This window comes from Marinomonas arctica (genome assembly GCF_003259225.1).
Taxonomy (GTDB): domain Bacteria; phylum Pseudomonadota; class Gammaproteobacteria; order Pseudomonadales; family Marinomonadaceae; genus Marinomonas; species Marinomonas arctica.
In genome coordinates this window covers 133,113-151,118 of the sequence record NZ_QHJF01000006.1, presented here as the reverse complement: position 1 = coordinate 151,118, position 18,006 = coordinate 133,113, and the positions used below count along the sequence as shown (strand labels likewise).

Here is an 18,006-nt window from a genome sequence, read left to right as displayed (position 1 = left end):
TAACTATTATCAACTTAATGGAAGGCTTATTTTCGCTTATTCTCAAATCCGTCGCCATTCTGTTTTAAGAGTGTGTAAAGGAAAAATTAAGACTCATTCTTAGTATCAGTATTAACTTTAATATGGGAATAAGTGAATGAAAAAACTCAAAATATCTGCGGTTGTGCTGGCTTTGACCATGATGTCAGGGTATGTCGCAGCGAATGCCGTTGATGAAGCATCAGCAGAAAGTATGGAGAAGAAGATGGAAAAACCCAGTATTTTAACTCAGGCACCTAATATTCCAGCTGGGGTGATTCCTGATGAAGTTGATTTGTCTAATGCCGTTAATTTAGAAGAACTTGAGGTTCAATACACTTACAGTTCAGGTCGTGCCTATAAATTAAAGTTTTATGATGATCGTGTCTCTTTTACACAACTTGATGCAGGGCACATCCCGACGCTAACGGTGCCTTATCGAGCGAAGAAAATTGGCAAGGATATGTTTTTAGTACATTGGTTGGTGCCAGGAAGAATTGGTCATGTCAGTCTGATTTTAGATTTAGAGAGCAAGCTTATTCATGCGTCGGCTCTTATGCCAGGGCAAATGGAGTTGTTTGATGGCGGTCCGATTGTTGACGTTAAACGCGGTAAATATATGCATAGCCTGTCTCGACAAGGGGCCAATACATCATCAAAAATAATAAGAGGAATAACAAATGATACCTTCTAAAACAAGACGCATTGTCGATTTGTCCGTCACATTGGACAATAACCCTTATACCGATCCACCGCCATTATTACCCAAAATTGATTATACCGATCACCAGCAAGGGTGGCCGGAAATGGCCAGTATGTTTCCCGGTTTGAAAAAAGAGGATATGCCAGGTAATGAAGCTTGGGCGGTCGAAAAAATGCATATGAGTGCCCACAATGGCACCCATATGGATGCGCCTTGGCATTATGCTTCTACGACTGATGGCGGACAGCCCGCTTATGGCATTGATCAACTGCCATTGGATTGGTGTTTGCAACCTGGCGTGAAGCTGGATTTTCGTCATCTTCCTGATGGTCATATCATCACAGCTGCTGAGGTCGAAGCAGAGCTAAAACGCATTGATCATGAACTGCAAGCTCTCGATATTGTCTTAGTAAATACTCGTGCTGGCGCAATCTATGGCGAACCTGGTTATTTAGAAGCGGGTGTCGGTATGGGTCGAGAAGCCACCATGTATTTATTAGAGCACGGGGTTCGTGTAGTCGGTACCGATGCATGGAGCTGGGATGCACCATTCAAATACACCCGTGAAAAGTTCGCCGAATCAGGTGATGCATCTATTATATGGGAAGGCCATAAAGCGGGTAGGGATATCGGTTATGGTCAAATGGAAAAACTGTCTAATCTTGAAAGCTTACCTGCGAATGGTTTCTTAGTATCCTGTTTTCCTTACAAAATAAAAAATGGCTCCGCAGGTTTTGTCCGTGCGGTAGCGATATTTGCTTGATAAGGAAGCGCAAAACAGTTTTTGGCTGTTTCTGTAAGCTCTTGGTGAGTCTGTATGATTTAGCTCACTTCTGCTAAGGAAGGAGCTAATTTCATAATGGTTTTTCTTAACCATTTATGGGCTGGATCTTCATCGAGAAAACGAGGCCAAATCATAATTTCAGTTACTGGCTGCATTTCAAATGGGGCGGGTAGTAATTTAACTGGGAAGCGTTGAGCCATTTCTTCGGCAATAAGCCGATGCAGGGTCACTATACGATTTGTCCCCATCACCAAAAATGGTACCGAACTAAAATGATCTACTGTACATTCTATGCGCCTTTGTTGACCATAGCGTGGCAAAAACCATTCCTCATGGGTAATGCTGTGCTCATCACCTAAACGAATGGCCACATGTCCCATGTCTAAGTATTGTTCCATAGTCAGTTCGTCTATTTTGTTGTGTTCACATACCATACAGACTTGAACATCTGTTAATACCTCTGTTTGAGGATGTTGGAACTTATTTGAATATTGTTTTGGCAAAAACAGCAAATCGATTTCGCCTCGTTCAAAGGAATCGAACACATCTTTTGGAGGAATGATCATGTCTAGCCGCATCCCCGGAGAACTAAAAGCGAGTTCTCTTGCAGATTGTGCGATCAATATATCAATCATGTAGTCTGAGGCGGCGACGGTAAAATTACGCACAATATTCTCTGGTTCGAAGACGGGGCGTAAAGAAATCGTTGCTCGCGCCCGCATTAAGGTATCACGAACGGGTGTTACCAAGCTTTTAGCCAGTGGAGTGAGTTCCATATTTCGTCCAACAGGCACCAGTAAGCTATCGTCAAAATACTCTCGTAAACGACCCAGTGCGGCACTGGTGGCTGATTGGCCAATGTGTAAGTGTTCGCTTGCTCTCGTTACATTGCGTTTCTCTAACAGTACATCAAGCACAATCAGTAAATTCAAATCAAATTTATCTAGACGCATAAATTTTACCTAGCTACTTCTGTCTATAGGTATTGATTATATCGATGCAAACCATTAATACAATCTGTTTCATCACTTATTGTCGTGGCCCTATAGTGAGTGGGTGATTAATTACTAATCATATTGAAAACAATAAAAATAAAAATGCAGGTGAAATTATGACAGTAAAATATAAGTTACTAGCCCACTACACTGCTGCCGCAGCGGCACTGTTTATCATGTCCCATGCGATTGCTGAGGAAACAGAGACATCTCATGGTGTGCATTCACTACCACTTTCAATTCAGGCCCAAATGAATCTTGGACGAGCTGGTCTTATGCGCTCTTTTAGTGATGGTGATCAGTTTGGCAGTGTTCAATGGCGTATAGGGCAAGCTAGAACCACCATTGGTAAAGCCAAATCCAGTTCATCAAACGCAGAATACAAAGATGATACCTCTGACATTGTTGCGCCTCTTACCGTTCAACACATGTTGTCAGACGGCAAGTCCCTTCTGCGTTTAAATATTACCGGCACTTTATCCAATGGTGGCGATAATGAAGTGCAACTAGATGGCGATATTGGAAGGATGGATGCTCAGTACATACGCTTTCTTGATGCCAATACCATGTTGAGCTTTGGTGTATTTGGTGAGCAAACGGATTTAGATATTGTGGATGCGGGAACCATCAAGCGACATGGTGCTGGTTTACGTTTTGACATGATCAGTAAATTTAGTGATCACTGGGGCGCTACCTTGCGCACTGAATACTCTTGGGGTGAACAAGAGCTCAAAGTCGCTGCAGGCCCGTTTATACGCACACACAAACCAGGTGATGACCATTTTTATCTCCAGTCGGAACTCGTAGGTACTTTCCACAACAATGATTTTAGCCAAATCCCAGAAGGTTGGGCATTACATCCTGTTTTGGGCATGCAGTTTCAACGTAACTTCCTTGAGAAAACCGCTGACAGTTTTGGTGTTGTCTCTTCTGGGGAAGTGGGTGACACAGAAAATTATGGCACGGTTTGGGGGCATTTACGATTTGAAAAAGAAACCAGCCCTGGTTCATGGACACCGAATATGGTTGTCGGTATGGAGCAAGAATACGTCAACGATTTAGATGAATACGTTGACGAGCCAACATATGCCGTCTTTGGTGGTGGTGTATCTGTCATGGAGCGATCTGGCAACCGATATGAGCTGTCTTATTTACGTCATCAAGGCCTTAAAGGAAATCTTTCGAATGAAGCGGTTGTCCTAACGGCTACATGGAATTTATAAGTCAAATTCAGCATCTCACTAAGTGTTTAAAACAATAAAAATAAAATAATAAAGAGAGAATAAAAATGACCAAATTAAATAGTACACAAGGCAAAATAGTACTGGGGATAGGCCATATGGCTGGTATGGTGGATTTAGCCGCACTTCCTCTTTGGATCAGTGCGCTAATGCAAGACTATCATCTGCTTCCACAACAAGCTGGGCTTACCGTCACCCTATTTCTTGTTGGTATTGTAATCTCAAGTATCATTTTGTCGCCTAAATATACTCGACTAAATCATCGATATATTGCTGCCCTTGGCTTTGCCGTGGCATCTGTTTCATTTTTTGCAGCATCAAAATTGTCCGTAATTTCGGAGAGCTTTCCGATGCTTGTCACGTTGCATGTTATTGCAGGCTTAGGTGCGGGGGCTGCTTTGTCGTCCATACATGGAACCATAGGAAAAACAAACAATCCTCATCGCTTATTTGGCTTAGTAAATGTTGCTTTAGGTGTTTTAGCCATTGCGCTATTTGCACTGCTTCCTCAAGCAACAAAACAAATTGGTGGCATGGCTATTTTTATTGCCTTTTTTGTCCTAATGGCCTGTGCCGCTATCGTTATGTTTTTCTTTTTCCCCAAGGTTTCTGATGAAACCACAAACCATAATAAAAGCGAAAATCAGGCGAATAAAGTCACCGCAAAAATTTTATCCAAACCCGCAGTATGGATGTTTATTTGTGTTGTTAGTTGCCTAACATTGAACCAAGCAATGGTGTTTTCATTTGTTGACAGAATTGGTGACTTGCACAATTTTGATCGCAAACAAGTGGAAATTGTTTTAATCGTAATGGGAGTAATTAACTTAACACCAGGGCTAGTTGCTTCACTGTTACAGAAACGCTTGTCACCAATTAGTGTTGCCATTGCCGGTCCTTGTTTGCAAGCCTTGTTTGCCTTATCAATCACGCATGCCGCATCTTATTTTCCATTGTATGCCGTTCCCGTCGCGTTTTACGTCACTCTCGTAATTTTCACACACACTTTTGTGTTTGGTCTATTGGCCAAAATAGACCCAACTGGCCGTGCAGTTGCCGCAACACCCGCCATGATGATGATTGGGTCCGCAATAGGTCCTTTGCTGGGTGGCGTTATCGTTGCGACGGTTGGTTACCAAGGATTAGCTTGGGCCGTTGTGATCATTAGCTGTATCGCAGTGACTTTGGTAATAAAAGCGCAAAGTTTATTAAAAGAGAAGGACGTAAACCTAAGCGAGCCAAGAATGGCTTAACACTTAAAACATTAGATTTTCACTGATTGGTAAAAAGTCATGGGTCACTGTGACATTTAAAGTAGGAAGAAAAATAATGAATAATAATAGAGTAGGAATGCAATTTCCTAATGAATTGACTTTCAAAGGTTACGCGGCACCTGTTCGTATTGAAGGACATGTGCACGACCTTGAAGTCATAGGCAGTATCCCTCCAGAGTTGGAAGGAACCTATTACAGAAACAGTGCAGATCACACTTATAGACCACTCCACCCTAATGACATCTTCTTAAATGGGGATGGCATGGTACATATGGTGAGATTTGAGCAAGGCCATGCAGACTTAACCACTAGGTTTGTTCGCACTAAAAAGTTTGAGCTTGAAAGACAGGCTCGCCGTGCGCTTTTTGGTTCATACCGTAACCCTTTTACCAGTTCAGAAGCGGTTAGAGAAGAAGACCATAACACGGCTAACACATCCGTGATGTTACTCAATAAAAAACTGTACGCACTGAAAGAGTCGGGTCGTCCTTATGAGATTCATCCGGATGATTTAACCACCATTGGTGAAACCGATTTTGATGGACAGCTAACTAGCCAGACCTTCACCGCACACCCAAAATTTGATCCAAAAACAGGCGAATGTATAGCCTTTGCTTATAACTGCGAAGGCGTAGCCAGTGATGAAATAGAAGTCTATATCATCAACAAAGAAGGCAAATTTACTAGTTCTGAAAGGTTCAAAGCGCCTTACTGTTCCATGGTGCACGACTTTTTAGTATCAGAAAACTACATCGCTTTCGTCATTTGCCCGATGGTGTGTGATTGGGACAGAGTCAAACAAGGTGAACCTTACTGGCACTGGGATAGCTCCAAAACAACCCATGTAGGAGTAATACCTCGAGATCGTGGTGTAAAAGCAATTCGCTGGTTTAATGTCAATAAATCAGTCATGCAAACTCACACATTTAATGCTTGGGAAGACGGTTCTAAACTGATACTGGACCAATTTGTCACCGAGTCCGGCTGGTTAAGCCAATTTCCTGATATTCATAATCCAGACGCCCATGAACTTCCTCCTTTCGGTGAACGTTGGATTGTAGACCTAAGTGGTGATGGTGATGGTGGCTCTGTTGAAATCAAGCGTTTTATTAACCACATTGGCGAAATGCCCGTTATCGATGCCCGTTTTGCCATGCGTAGAACGCGTCATTTTTGGTTTGGCACCAGTAACAAAGAATTAGGACCAATGCTAGAACCTGGTCCAAAGGGACCTCCATTTACATGCCTTGGGCATTTCGATGAGCAAGAAAACAAACTCGATTTCTACTATGCCGGGCCAAACTCTGCACCAGAAGAGCCCTGTTTCGTACCACGCAGCCTAGATGCAGAAGAAGGCGATGGTTGGCTGTTATCCATGGTCGGCCGACGGGATGAGAACCGTACTGATTTGGTGATTTTAGACGCTCGAAATCTTAGCCAAGGTCCCGTTGCCATCGTGAAATTTCCCTGTCGTGTTCATGAAGGTTTCCATGGTATTTGGGTGCCTTCCTCATATAAGTAAATATAACAATTAACGGCGTTATTGCTTCTATTTTAAGGACGCAATAACGCCATTTTAGCGGAGTTTCTTATGACAACGTTATATGGATCCATGCATTCTAGAGCCAACCGTTGTGCTTGGATGTTAAAAGAGTTAGGCATCGACTTTCATCATGAATCAACCAATTTTTTAGATGGTAGTACCCATAGTCCTGAATTTTTGCAAATAAACCCAAATGGCCGTATTCCTGCGCTTGAAGATCAGGGTTTTACCTTGTTCGAATCGCTGGCTATCAATTTATATTTGGCCAAAAAAGCCGGCGGTGAGCTAGCGCCCCAAAACTTGCAAGAAGACGCATTCATGATGCAGTGGACCATTTGGGCTATCACTGAAATTGAAAAGCCTTTGCTGCTGGCGTCAGCCAATAATTTACTGTTTGCGCCAGAATCACGCAATGTTGAAGAGTTTAACCTAGCCGTGAAAAAGCTATCGCGTCCCTGGGATGTGTTAAACAAACACCTAGAAAATAAAGAATACATACTAGGCGATCGCTTTAGTGCAGCGGATTTAAATGTCGCTGCAGTGATGACATTGGTTCCTACGGCCAATATTGATATTTCTGCTTGGCCTAATATGCAAGCTTGGCTACACAAATGCCTAGAACGTCCCGCCGCAGATGACTGGAAACACGTTAATTTTACCATCCCACGACCTGACACCCACTTAGGCATGCTTGCCATGTTTGTGTGAATGGATATGAGAGCACTTACTTTCCTATTAATAGAGGCCCCAAAATGAGTTCACTGACACTAATTAATGCTTCAAACATCATAGATACTGCTTTAGAAGAAGCGAGAAAAAATAAACTCGCCCCATTAGCGGTTGCCGTTTTAGACGCGGGCGGACATTTAATTGCCTTTAAACGCGAAGATGGTGCCGGGATCGCGAGATTTGATATTGCCTTTGGCAAAGCATGGGGATCCCTTGGAATGGGGTTCGGCTCTAGTGAACTAACCAGACGCAGTCAGAAGAACCCTCAGTTTATCAATACATTAACCACCATCAGTCAGGGTCGAATGGTGCCTTCACCTGGTGGGGTTTTAATTTTGGATCATGAAAAAGTCATTATTGGCGCGATTGGTATTTCCGGTGATATCGGTGAGAACGACGAAATATGTGCCGTCTCAGCTATTGAAGAGAACGGTTTTATTGCTGCCAACGGTATTGTCAGTTGAGTCGTTGGTATATGTGATACCTAGTGATAGATGATCGGGTACATAAGTTTTTATTGTTTCATTTTTTTATTGTCTTATGAGGTTACTCCATGTTCGATGTGGCGATTATTGGTTGTGGACCAGTAGGTGCTTTGGCTGCCAATTTACTTGGTAAGTCTGGATTAAAAGTATTGGTGTTGGAAAAAGAAATTAATCCATTTCCCTTGCCTCGAGCCGTGCATCTTGACCATGAAATGATGCGTTTGTTTCAGTCCGCTGGTGTGATCAACGATGTGCTAAATGACATGCGTGATACTCAGGGTCATCTGCATATCGGTGCAGACTACGGCGTCATGCGTTATATGGGAACGGTGGGTAAACCTCGCCCATATGGTTGGTCTAATGATTATTTTTTCTACCAGCCAGAGCTTGAAAATCATTTACGTCAAGCGCTTAAGCAATACCCTAATGTTGAGTTACGTTTAGGCTCTGAATTTGACAGTCTGGCACAGACAGATTCAGACGCAGTGCTAACGATAAAGACAACACAAGGCACAATAAACGAAAAAGTGCGTTGGGTGATCGCCTGTGATGGTGCAAGCAGTAAAGTGCGTAAATCACTGGGTATTAAACTTGAGGATTTGCAGTTCGAAGAGCCTTGGCTGGTGGTTGATGCAGAGGTGGACGGAGACGTGCAGTTTCCCAACTTTACTGGCGTGCCAGAAGAAGCGGATTTACAACAGTTGTCGGTCATGTTGTGTGACCCCAAACGTCCTACCACTGTCGTCCCAGGTCGTGGCAACCATCGCCGTTGGGAAATGATGTTGCTGTCTGGTGAAGACGATCAATCAATGATGCAGCCAGATAAAGTCTTAGAACTCGTAGGACCTTATTTAAACGGTGTACCGCATAAGATTGTTCGTGCCGCAACCTACCGTTTTCATGGTCTGATTGCAGAACAATGGAGGCTTGGTCAGGTATTTTTGGCGGGTGACGCGGCCCATCAAACTCCGCCTTTCTTCGGTCAAGGAATGTGCCATGGATTGCGAGATGTCGCCAATCTAGCCTGGAAAATGTCAGCGATTACGCAGGGATTAAGTCACGAAGCCTTATTAGATACCTACCAAATAGAGCGGGATCCTCACGTTCGATCTGTTATCTCCTCTGCCATAGAGGCAGGAAAATATATCTGCATTTTAGATCCCCAAAAAGCGGCTGAACGTGACGCCACAGTGCGAAGAAAAGTGGCTCAAAACGAACTACCCAATACCGCGGCAGAGTTAATACCAGCGATTCAATCAGGAGTGATTGCTACAGAAACGACGAAAGCTGGCGTACGTTTTATCCAGCCTCATATTAATGGGCATTTAATGGATAACCTGATTCAAGCAGATTGGAAGTTATTTGTTACTGGTGAAAAGGCTGCACAAGCCGCCAAAACCTTCATAGACAAAGATATGTCTGATTACGACATGAGTGTTACTGATGTCACTACACTGGAAGATGGAGGGGCAATTCTAAGTTGGCTGAAAGAAGCCGAAGCCGATAGCGTACTTGTTCGCCCTGATTTCTATGTTTATGGAACGGCACTTAATGACGTATCGGGTTTACTCACTTCTTTATTAGGCCATATGCAAATGAATGTTAACTTGGAGAAAAGTGCATGAAATTACGCAGTGTTGAACTCGTTTTACCTAAAACTAAGGACGCCCATGATTTTCTGATAGACATCTGGGGAGCCGCTTCTGGAGGAAAGAAAGGCAACACCTATTATATTCGAGGCGCTGGCACCTTCCCGTATTTGGTCGCCTTAGAAGAAGGTGAAGATCACTTTGTACGCTCAACGACCTTTGTTTGTAATGAAGAAGAATTGCAGCACATTTTGACAAAGTCTCATGAGCGTGGTTTGAAAACAAAGCGTGAAGTATCAGCAGACTTAGGCGGTGGTGAAGGCGTCATTGTCGAACTGCCAGAGGGGGAGTTATTTCGCTTTCTTGTTGGGGCAAAGGATGTTCCTGCCATGCAAGGACAGGATCTTCCTGTCAAATTAACCCATGTGGTTTTTAATTCAACTGACGCAGAAAAAACCGGAGATATTGTCGAGGATGTACTCAATTTTTGTGTTTCAGATCGTACCAAAGGCATGGTGTTTGTACGCTGTAACGACTCGCATCACAGCACTGCTTTTGCTCGAGCAGGCTTTAGCTCACTAAACCATATTGCTTTTGAAATGGCTGACCTAGATGGCGTCATGCGCGGCATTGGTCGACTAAGAGATCACCAAATGACACCCGCTTGGGGTCCTGGTCGCCATGGTCCTGGGGCGAATGTTTTTGCTTATTTTATTGCGCCATTTGGCGCTGTTATTGAGTTTTCCACTGCCGTGGAAAAAGTAACTGAAGACTACCCAGTGGGAGCACCTGAAGATTGGACCTGGCCGGCAAACCGAATCGACCAATGGGGAACATCTGACAAAGACTTCCAAGGTTTGAGACAAGCAGAAGAGAACTTCAGATTTCGTCGCGACTGGGAACCCGAACAACGGATTAACAACACAAATAAAGAGAGACAATAATATGAAATATCTCAGCTTTTTGCGCCCAAATGGCACCGCGAGTTATGGTCGTTTAGAAAACGATATCGTATACGACTTAAAAACAGACTCAGCACCCACTGATTTAAAAGCAGCGATAGCAGACAATGTATTATCAACACTGGAAAGTAGTGAGACGTTTGCTTATTCACAAATAAGCTTACTTCCTGTGATACCTAATCCGAATAAGATATTTTGTGTTGGCCATAATTATGAATCTCACCGTAAAGAAACCGGACGCGATGAAGTGGCTAATCCATCTATATTTATACGCTTTGCTGACAGCCTAACGGCACACAAGTCAGAAATTTTAATGCCCAAAGTATCAACGAGTTTAGATTATGAAGGTGAGCTTGCTGTGATCATTGGTAAGGGTGGTCGCGCTATTGCTGAAGCGGAAGCAATGAATCATGTGGCAGGATATGCCTGTTTTAATGATGCCTCAATACGAGATTGGCAATGGCATACAAGACAGTTTACACCGGGGAAAAACTTTCCAACAACAGGGCCATTTGGCCCTTACATGGTGACTCCAGAAGAGGCAGGCAACCTAGAATACGTTCATGTTATTACACGCTTAAATGGTGAAGTCATGCAAGATCAACCTATTGGCGACATGATTTTTCCCATCGCGCAGATTATTGCTTATGTTTCAGCGTTTACCCCCTTGTCTCCGGGAGATGTCATCGTCAGTGGCACGCCAGGTGGTGTGGGAGCCAAGCGAACGCCTCCAGTATGGATGAAACCTGGTGATACTATTGAGGTGGAAATTGGTCCAATGGGTACTCTCATCAATACGATTGGACAAGAATAACCAATAAACTGAAAGTGCTGATTAAATAATTGACAGAAATACAATGTTTTCTACTTGGCAGCAGAGGTTTTTTTTCTGACAGCATACATTGCTTCAAATACTTTAAGTTGATGTTGTGATCAGAAAGCTTGCTTTTGCAAGCTTTCTGATCGTGCAAAGCTTAATAGAAATGTTTCCTATCACCAGATTTATCCATTGGTGTGGTTCGATGGCTTGGTATTTGTTATATCACCGGTGTTCTTATGCATTCATTTTTACGCGCTATTGAACTGTTTTCTGTACTGAGAGGGAGACAGTCCTTTGTGTTGTTTAAAGAGCCGCCGAAATGTTCTATCGGTTTCGAAGCCTAATGATTTTATAATGCTGTCGAGTGATTCTTTTGTGTTGACTAATTTTTCGGCAGCGAGATGAAGGCGCCAGCGATTTAAATAGTCAATGGGGGATACGCCAACATATTCTGGGAAGCGTCTTGATAAGACTGACCTTGATAGATTTGCCTCCGCAGCTAGTAGCGGAAGAGTCCAATTATGTTGCGGCGTTTGATGAATGGCCGTTAATACTTTCGCAATGGATTTATCTTGCATGCCCTTGAGTACACCAACTGAATCGGTCTTATTGGATAAGATATAGGCTCTTAGTGAGCCTATAATCACTAGTTCAGAAAATTGTGTGGCAACCGCAAAATAGCCTGGGCTATGGTCATGAATTAGAAACTGCATCGCTGGATGTATGAGTTGTAAAAAGCTAGATTCATGTTGTTTTAAAATAAAAAACTCAGGAAAAGAGGATAACAAAAAGTTATTGTGCTGATCCTGAAAAGTGAACGCCATTCCAAGTAATTGGGTCTCTGGACCTTCTCCCTGCCAGTTCACTTGCATTGCCGAAGAAGGCTTTATCGATGAGCTAAGTCCTTGAAATGTCTCGCCATGCCATGGTAATGAGTCGAGCGGTATTGTCGCACCGTTAGGGTCAGATAAAATCGCAAGGTTGGCGCCTCTTGGTGCAATGATGGAATCTCCTGCTTGTAATTGAATAGCAGGAGAGGGAGTCGGTGAGTTATTTTTTATTCGTACCCAACATTGGCCTGACACTAAACTTAAGCAGTATCCCAGCTTAAAGTCGTGCACATCGACTCCCCACGGGGCCGACATGGTCCAGCGCGATATGCTGGTGGACTCAATTTTTAGGGAAGAAAGTACGTTACTCAATAAATCCATGGTCGTTAAGGTTAATTTGTCCGATTTTAGATAATTTAAGGTGTATTTAACTCGTTTTTACTGAGTTAGCATAAATCAGTCAACCAATAATAAAGATAAATAGGAAGGTGAAATATGACTGATATGAAAGAGCTATCTTGGAGAAAGGGTAAGCGAGTTGCCATTATTGGTGCTGGTCCTGGCGGTGTTTCAGCGGCATTAGGTTTGTTGCGACAGGGCTATGATGTGCGTATTTTTGAAAAAAGTGCTGAGCCAAAACCATTAGGTGGTGCTGTCTTGTTGAGTGTTCCCGTATTGGCAGTATTGCGTTATTACGGTGTCGATCTGGATAATTTTGGTTCTTTTACCGTGACAGAATTTCGTAACCATAAAGGTAAGCTCAGGGCAAAACTGCCCTTTAATAAAAAGGTAGAAGAGTCGTTTGGCATTAAGGGTTGGCATTACGGTATGTTACGAGCCAATGCCTTTGAGAAAATGATGGCGCTTTTGCCTGAAGGCATTATTGTTGGACATTCTGATTTTGATCGTTACGAAGAAATTAATGATCAAGTCACCGTGTATTTTAACAATGGTCAATGTGTCGAAGCCGATATTCTTATTGGTGCAGACGGAATTCGGTCTCGAGTCTCTAGTCAAGTTTTTGGTGAGCCTGATTTATTTCATGTTGGTTTGAGAGTTTGGTTAGCTTGGTGTAACCCCATTGATGGTGTACCCAAACAGCAAGGTGTTATTTCTCACTCAGACAAATATCAAGCCAGTTATTTTCCTATGATGCACAACGGCAAGCCGGGTTATGAGTGGTGGGTTGTTGAGCCAGTCAAAGAAAATGAACCGCATCCAAAGGATCCAAAAGCCTACATTACTGATATTTTAAAGGGGTGGTTTGACCCTTTACCGCGTTTTCCCGAGGTGACGGGTTTTGATAAACAAGTCTTTGCCTGGGACATATACAATCGACCCTCTCTGAAAAAATGGAGTAAAGGCCGAGTGGTGTGTTTAGGGGACGCGGTGCATCCAGTATCACCTTACGCCGCTTATGGTATGGGCATGGCCATAGAAGATGGCTATTTTTTAGCGAAGTTACTAAATCATGTGGATTTAAGCGATGACGCTGCGGTGGCAAATGGCTTTGAAAAATTTGAAGCTGAAAGGGTCGATTATGTTAACCACCATGTCGAATTTGCTCGTGAATTAGGACGGCGGTTTCATCATGCGCCTTACCCAGTCGCTAAAGTGCGTGATTTTATCTTTGATCACACAAAAGTTTTGCAAAAAATGATAGCAAAAGACTATCTGGCCGATGCGGAAAAGATGAGCTTGTCCATGACGGAACTGCACATTTAGTCTGACTCAGATCTACGGTTTTCGCTAATTTAATAACCGTAGATCTGGCATATTGTCTCACAAGTCAGCTCAATCATTCGATTTCATCAATACATAGGTTCAATTTTAAGGACTTGATCAAAGCCTAATTACTGGTAGCTTTGTTTCTAATAAAAATAATACACAGCTAGTTAGTGGATATATCTATGATTGATTGCTTTCAAAACAGTGGCATGAATGCCTTGTTAAAATTCAAAATTCCTCACTTACGTCTCGGCCTTGTTGCTGTATCTTTATTAACCACGTCAGTTGCTATTCAGGCTGACACTGCACCCTCTAGCCCTAGTCGCCCTAATATATTGTTGATTATGGCAGATGATTTGGGCTACTCCGATTTAAGTGCTTTTGGCAGTGAAATTAATACGCCAAATATTGATGCGTTAGCAACACAAGGGCGAATACTGACGAATTTTCATACCGCTGCCGTGTGTTCGCCTACTCGTGCAAGCTTAATGACAGGCGTTGATCATCATCTAGCTGGCATTGGTAATATGGGGGAGGTGGTAGGACTCAATATCATTCAAAATAAGCCAATTAATGCCCCATGGGGGAAATCCAATACTTACGATTTTGACAATATTCCAGAAGGTTATCGTGGACATTTAAGTGAGAAGACCGCATCGATGCCTGAGCTACTGTCAGATGCTGGATATCATACTTACATGGTTGGGAAGTGGCATTTAGCATACGATATTAAAGCCCCAGATCAAGATAATAAAACCTGGTATCGGATTAACAAGCAAGCGTTGCCATTTGCGCGGGGATTCGACCGGTCATTTACCTTGATAAATGGTGGTGGCTCCCATTTTGCCCCTTCCACGCCACCCACTCCGCTTGATATCACCATGTATGCGGAAGACGATCACGTGTTTCCAGCTAACATGTTGCCAAAAGACTTTTATTCCACTGAGTTTTATACCAATAAGTTAATTGACTATATCGACTTGAGTCATGGCGACGGTAAACCGTTTTTTGCTTATGCGGCCTATACTGCTCCCCATTGGCCCTTACAAGCACCTCAAGAGGACATTGATGCTCAAAAAGGGCTCTATGATGTAGGCTATGACGTGATTAGAGAAAAACGTATTGCCAGAATGAAGTCCTTAGGATTAATGGCAGCGGTTAATCAAGTGGCCAGTGAGTCTGTTGGTCCAAAGCGTTGGAATGCGTTAAGTTTTGAAGAAAAGTTGATAGAAGCGAAGTCGATGGAAATTTACGCTGCTATGGTGAGTAATCTAGATCGACACATTGGTCGTTTAGTGTCGCATTTGAAGGATATTGGTGAGTATGAAAATACGCACATTGTTTTTATGTCCGATAATGGCGCTGAAGGAGCTTCTGCTTATTTGCCAAACATTCCGAATACAGCCGTCGATAATTCATTAGAAAACATGGGTAAGCCCGGATCCGCTGTGGCATATGGGCCTCGTTGGGCTGAAGTGAGTGCAGCGCCTTTTCGTTTATTTAAAGGTTTCACTGGGGCGGAAGGAGCGACATCTTCACCATTGATCATTAAATTAGCAGGACAGACAGAGAGTAGACCTCCGTCTTCAGCGCGAATGCAAGTCACGGATATTTTGCCTACTTTTTTAGAAGCGGCGGGTGTGAATATGCCGGGTGATCGTTATAAAGGAAAGTCCATATATGTACCGATGGGGGCATCGTTCTTATCGGCTTTGCAGCAACCCGATGCTTTTACTCAAGTGCATTCTGACGATACTGTATTAGCCGATGAGCTAATGGGAGCCAGTTACTTGGTTCGCGGTAAATGGAAACTGAGTCAGCAAGCTTCTATGGGCAGTAGTCCTGTGTTTACAAAGGATGTTCCTTTTGCCTTGTATGATATCTCTAAAGATCGTGGGGAGACTAAAGACTTGTCAGGTCAATATCCCGAAGTATTGGCTGAAATGAAAGAATCGTTCCGAGAATACATTCGCCAAAATAACGTCGTGGAGCATGCTGCTTCTTATAACGGCAGATAAGATGGTTGCTAGAGATATGAGTCACAAGGTAATAGAGCGAATAAACCACTTTGGCGTTATGGCTAAACCCAGTAGTTCTGTCTGCAATATTGACTGCACTTACTGTTTCTATCTGGAGAAAGAGCATCTTTATCCAGATAGAAAAAAACAGTGGCGTATGGACAATACTACGCTAGAAAATTACATACGTGATCAGATTCAGTCTCAGCAAGGGGATGTTATTGATTTTGTTTGGCAGGGAGGTGAACCCACGCTGTTAGGGGTGGACTTCTTTCGCCAGGTAATAGCTTTTCAAGAGCACTATCGCGGTTATAAAACAGTGACTAATTCCTTGCAAACCAATGCGACTTTGCTTGATAAGGAATGGGCTTTGTTTTTCAAAGAACACCATTTTTTAATTGGTGTTTCTATCGATGGGGATCGGATTAGTAACGATACTTATCGTCTTTCCCGTAAAGGTAAGAGTACCTTTGACGAAACATTGAAGGGTGTTGCGCTGCTCAAAAAACACAATGTGGATTTTAATACGTTAACGGTCGTGAATGCAGAAAACGTTAAGCGGCCATTGAATGTATATGCGTTTCTAAAACGTATTGGCAGTCGATATATGCAATTCATCCCCTTAGTTGAGCGTAAAGCCATTGTCCCAGATAGCCATGGCTTAACCTTGATTCAACCGACATTTTCTGGTGAATCAAACCTAGCTGAATGGTCTGTCCCAGCTAAAGCGTATGGCAAGTTTTTGAATACGATTTTTGACCATTGGATTCAAAACGATTTGGGCGACGTCTTTGTAATGAACTTTGAGCAAACCATGAGTCAGCTTATTGGTCGTCCAGGAGCGTGTGTGTTTAGTGAAACCTGCGGCAATGGCTTAGCAATGGAGTCTAACGGGGATGTGTATTCATGCGATCACTACGTTTACCCAGAGCATAAGTTAGGTAATGTAAATGAAACATCCTTGATTGATCTGGTGAATTTGCCACAAAACCTTAAATTTGGCCAAGACAAACTCAATAATATCAGTGTTGATTGCCGCCAATGTGAGGTGCGTTCCGTGTGTCATGGCGGCTGTCCCAAACACCGATTTGAGCCTTCCAGTGATGGATTATTGAATCGTAATTATCTATGTGATGGTTTTAAAACGCACTTTTCTCATGCTGTGCCGAAGATGTCGGACACTATTAGTTTATTAAGTCATCAATTGCCAATGAAAAAAGTGAAGCAAGAAATAAAGCGAAGGTTCTATTCATGATCAGATGAATAGAACCTTATTCAAGTCAATGTTTATCCCTATAAAGTGCTTTACTCAGCATCCATATTAATCGCGGCTTCTTTTAAAATGCCTCTTAACCAGATAAGCCCTTCGTCATTGTTTCTGTACTGATGCCACTGTACACATTGTTTCATCGGTGTCACATCAAAGGGAACCGGTAGAATTTCAAGAGGCCATACTTTGGCCATTTTTTTCGCTAATCTGGCGTGAATAGTGGCAATGTTTTCTGAGCCAATGACCAAAGCAGGCAGTGATGCGAAACTAAATGTGGTGGCGATTAAGCGCCTTTTAATGCCGTATTTTTGTGCAAAAGCAGTTTCGAAAAAGTCTTTTTTTATTACAGCTGGGCGCATTAGCACATGGCCTGCTTCTGCATATTTTTCTGCCGTTAGTTTCCCTTTAGCTATCTCACTGTGCTGCCAAACGACACAAACAAACTCTTCTTTATACAGGACATCGTGGGGATGTTGTGCTGATACAAAGTCAGATGGGATGATGAGTAAATCCGCTTTTCCTTGTTCCAGCTGTTCATCAGGGTTATCCACTTGTGGCAAAAATTGAAAGCGAGCGGTGCTTTTTTGTTTGCCAATAATTTCTAAGGCGTGAGGTGCCAGTACGGTTTGAGTGTAATCGGAGCAGAAAATACTGAACACTCTATCTGTGGTAAGGGGATCGAAGCTGGGCTGTACAAGGATAGTGCTTTCAATGTTATTTAAGGCATTACGTACATTGATTTTTAGGCTTTCCCCTAAAGGGGTGATGACCATTCTTCGACCTATCTGCGTTAGCAGGTCATCTTCAAAATACTCTCTTAATCTTGATAAAGAGTTGCTTAGAGCTGAAGGACTCATATTGAGCTTTTCTGCCCCTTTCGTGATGCTTTGTTCAGTGAGCAAAGTATCCAGTGCCACCAATAAATTGAGGTCGAGTTTTTTAAATCGCATAGCGTTCTCATGAGTTTTATTGTTTTTATGATCTTTCGATCATATCGAATGATTAGAGTGATTTAAA

General features: G+C 42.9%; 16 protein-coding genes. 13 read left to right on the top strand and 3 right to left on the bottom strand.

Annotated features, from left to right (window positions below):
• The first annotated feature begins 136 nt into the window (after nt 1-136).
• Complete coding sequence (locus tag DK187_RS05555) at nt 137-712, top strand: hypothetical protein (protein WP_111606340.1); 576 nt, start codon at nt 137-139, stop codon at nt 710-712.
• A complete protein-coding gene (locus DK187_RS05550) occupies nt 699-1,484 on the top strand; it encodes a cyclase family protein (RefSeq protein WP_111606339.1) in 786 nt (261 codons plus the stop codon). The genes DK187_RS05555 and DK187_RS05550 overlap by 14 nt, the downstream gene beginning before the upstream one ends.
• A gap of 59 nt (nt 1,485-1,543) precedes the next feature.
• Here the strand turns inward: DK187_RS05550 and DK187_RS05545 are convergent, their stop codons facing one another.
• The gene (locus tag DK187_RS05545) at nt 1,544-2,458 is read right to left on the bottom strand and encodes a LysR family transcriptional regulator (protein ID WP_111606338.1); all 915 of its coding nucleotides are present in this window, start codon (nt 2,456-2,458) and stop codon (nt 1,544-1,546) included.
• A 158-nt stretch (nt 2,459-2,616) separates the two neighbouring features.
• Between DK187_RS05545 and DK187_RS05540 the strand changes: the two genes are divergently transcribed.
• The 8 genes from DK187_RS05540 (at nt 2,617) to DK187_RS05505 (ending at nt 11,137) form a co-directional block, all read left to right on the top strand.
• Nucleotides 2,617-3,723 carry a hypothetical protein gene (locus DK187_RS05540; RefSeq protein WP_111606337.1) on the top strand — a complete coding sequence of 369 codons (1,107 nt, stop codon included), beginning with the start codon at nt 2,617-2,619 and terminating at the stop codon, nt 3,721-3,723.
• A gap of 65 nt (nt 3,724-3,788) precedes the next feature.
• Entirely contained in the window at nt 3,789-4,994 is a 1,206-nt protein-coding gene (locus DK187_RS05535; RefSeq protein WP_111606336.1) for an MFS transporter, read from the top strand.
• Nucleotides 4,995-5,070: 76 nt separating this feature from the next.
• Nucleotides 5,071-6,537 carry a carotenoid oxygenase family protein gene (locus DK187_RS05530; RefSeq protein WP_111606335.1) on the top strand — a complete coding sequence of 489 codons (1,467 nt, stop codon included), beginning with the start codon at nt 5,071-5,073 and terminating at the stop codon, nt 6,535-6,537.
• 69 nt (nt 6,538-6,606) lie between these two features.
• The gene (locus DK187_RS05525; protein WP_111606334.1) at nt 6,607-7,266 is read left to right on the top strand and encodes a glutathione S-transferase family protein; all 660 of its coding nucleotides are present in this window, start codon (nt 6,607-6,609) and stop codon (nt 7,264-7,266) included.
• A gap of 44 nt (nt 7,267-7,310) precedes the next feature.
• Nucleotides 7,311-7,751 carry a GlcG/HbpS family heme-binding protein gene (locus tag DK187_RS05520; RefSeq protein WP_111606333.1) on the top strand — a complete coding sequence of 147 codons (441 nt, stop codon included), beginning with the start codon at nt 7,311-7,313 and terminating at the stop codon, nt 7,749-7,751.
• A gap of 89 nt (nt 7,752-7,840) precedes the next feature.
• Complete coding sequence (locus DK187_RS05515) at nt 7,841-9,397, top strand: bifunctional 3-(3-hydroxy-phenyl)propionate/3-hydroxycinnamic acid hydroxylase (RefSeq protein ID WP_111606332.1); 1,557 nt, start codon at nt 7,841-7,843, stop codon at nt 9,395-9,397.
• Nucleotides 9,394-10,305, top strand: a complete 912-nt coding sequence (locus tag DK187_RS05510; RefSeq protein ID WP_111606331.1) for a VOC family protein — start codon at nt 9,394-9,396, stop codon at nt 10,303-10,305. Before DK187_RS05515 ends, DK187_RS05510 begins: the two co-directional genes overlap by 4 nt.
• 1 nt (nt 10,306) lies before the next feature.
• The gene (locus tag DK187_RS05505) at nt 10,307-11,137 is read left to right on the top strand and encodes a fumarylacetoacetate hydrolase family protein (protein ID WP_111606330.1); all 831 of its coding nucleotides are present in this window, start codon (nt 10,307-10,309) and stop codon (nt 11,135-11,137) included.
• 254 nt (nt 11,138-11,391) lie between these two features.
• Here DK187_RS05505 and DK187_RS05500 read toward each other — a convergent pair whose 3' ends face one another.
• Entirely contained in the window at nt 11,392-12,354 is a 963-nt protein-coding gene (locus DK187_RS05500) for an AraC family transcriptional regulator (protein WP_111606329.1), read from the bottom strand.
• 114 nt (nt 12,355-12,468) lie between these two features.
• Between DK187_RS05500 and DK187_RS05495 the strand changes: the two genes are divergently transcribed.
• The 3 genes from DK187_RS05495 to DK187_RS05485 all read left to right on the top strand — a co-directional run bounded on the left by DK187_RS05495 (nt 12,469) and on the right by DK187_RS05485 (nt 16,974).
• Nucleotides 12,469-13,698: an FAD-dependent oxidoreductase gene (locus DK187_RS05495; protein ID WP_188322966.1), complete on the top strand. Its 1,230-nt coding sequence runs from the start codon at nt 12,469-12,471 to the stop codon at nt 13,696-13,698.
• Nucleotides 13,699-13,883: 185 nt separating this feature from the next.
• On the top strand, nt 13,884-15,719 hold the full coding sequence (locus DK187_RS05490; RefSeq protein WP_111606328.1) for an arylsulfatase: 1,836 nt from the start codon (nt 13,884-13,886) through the stop codon (nt 15,717-15,719).
• 16 nt (nt 15,720-15,735) lie between these two features.
• Nucleotides 15,736-16,974 carry an anaerobic sulfatase maturase gene (locus DK187_RS05485; protein ID WP_111606380.1) on the top strand — a complete coding sequence of 413 codons (1,239 nt, stop codon included), beginning with the start codon at nt 15,736-15,738 and terminating at the stop codon, nt 16,972-16,974.
• A 50-nt stretch (nt 16,975-17,024) separates the two neighbouring features.
• Here DK187_RS05485 and DK187_RS05480 read toward each other — a convergent pair whose 3' ends face one another.
• Nucleotides 17,025-17,939 (bottom strand): LysR family transcriptional regulator, encoded by a 915-nt coding sequence (locus DK187_RS05480; protein ID WP_111606327.1) that lies wholly within the window; start codon nt 17,937-17,939, stop codon nt 17,025-17,027.
• Nucleotides 17,940-18,006: the final 67 nt, after the last annotated feature.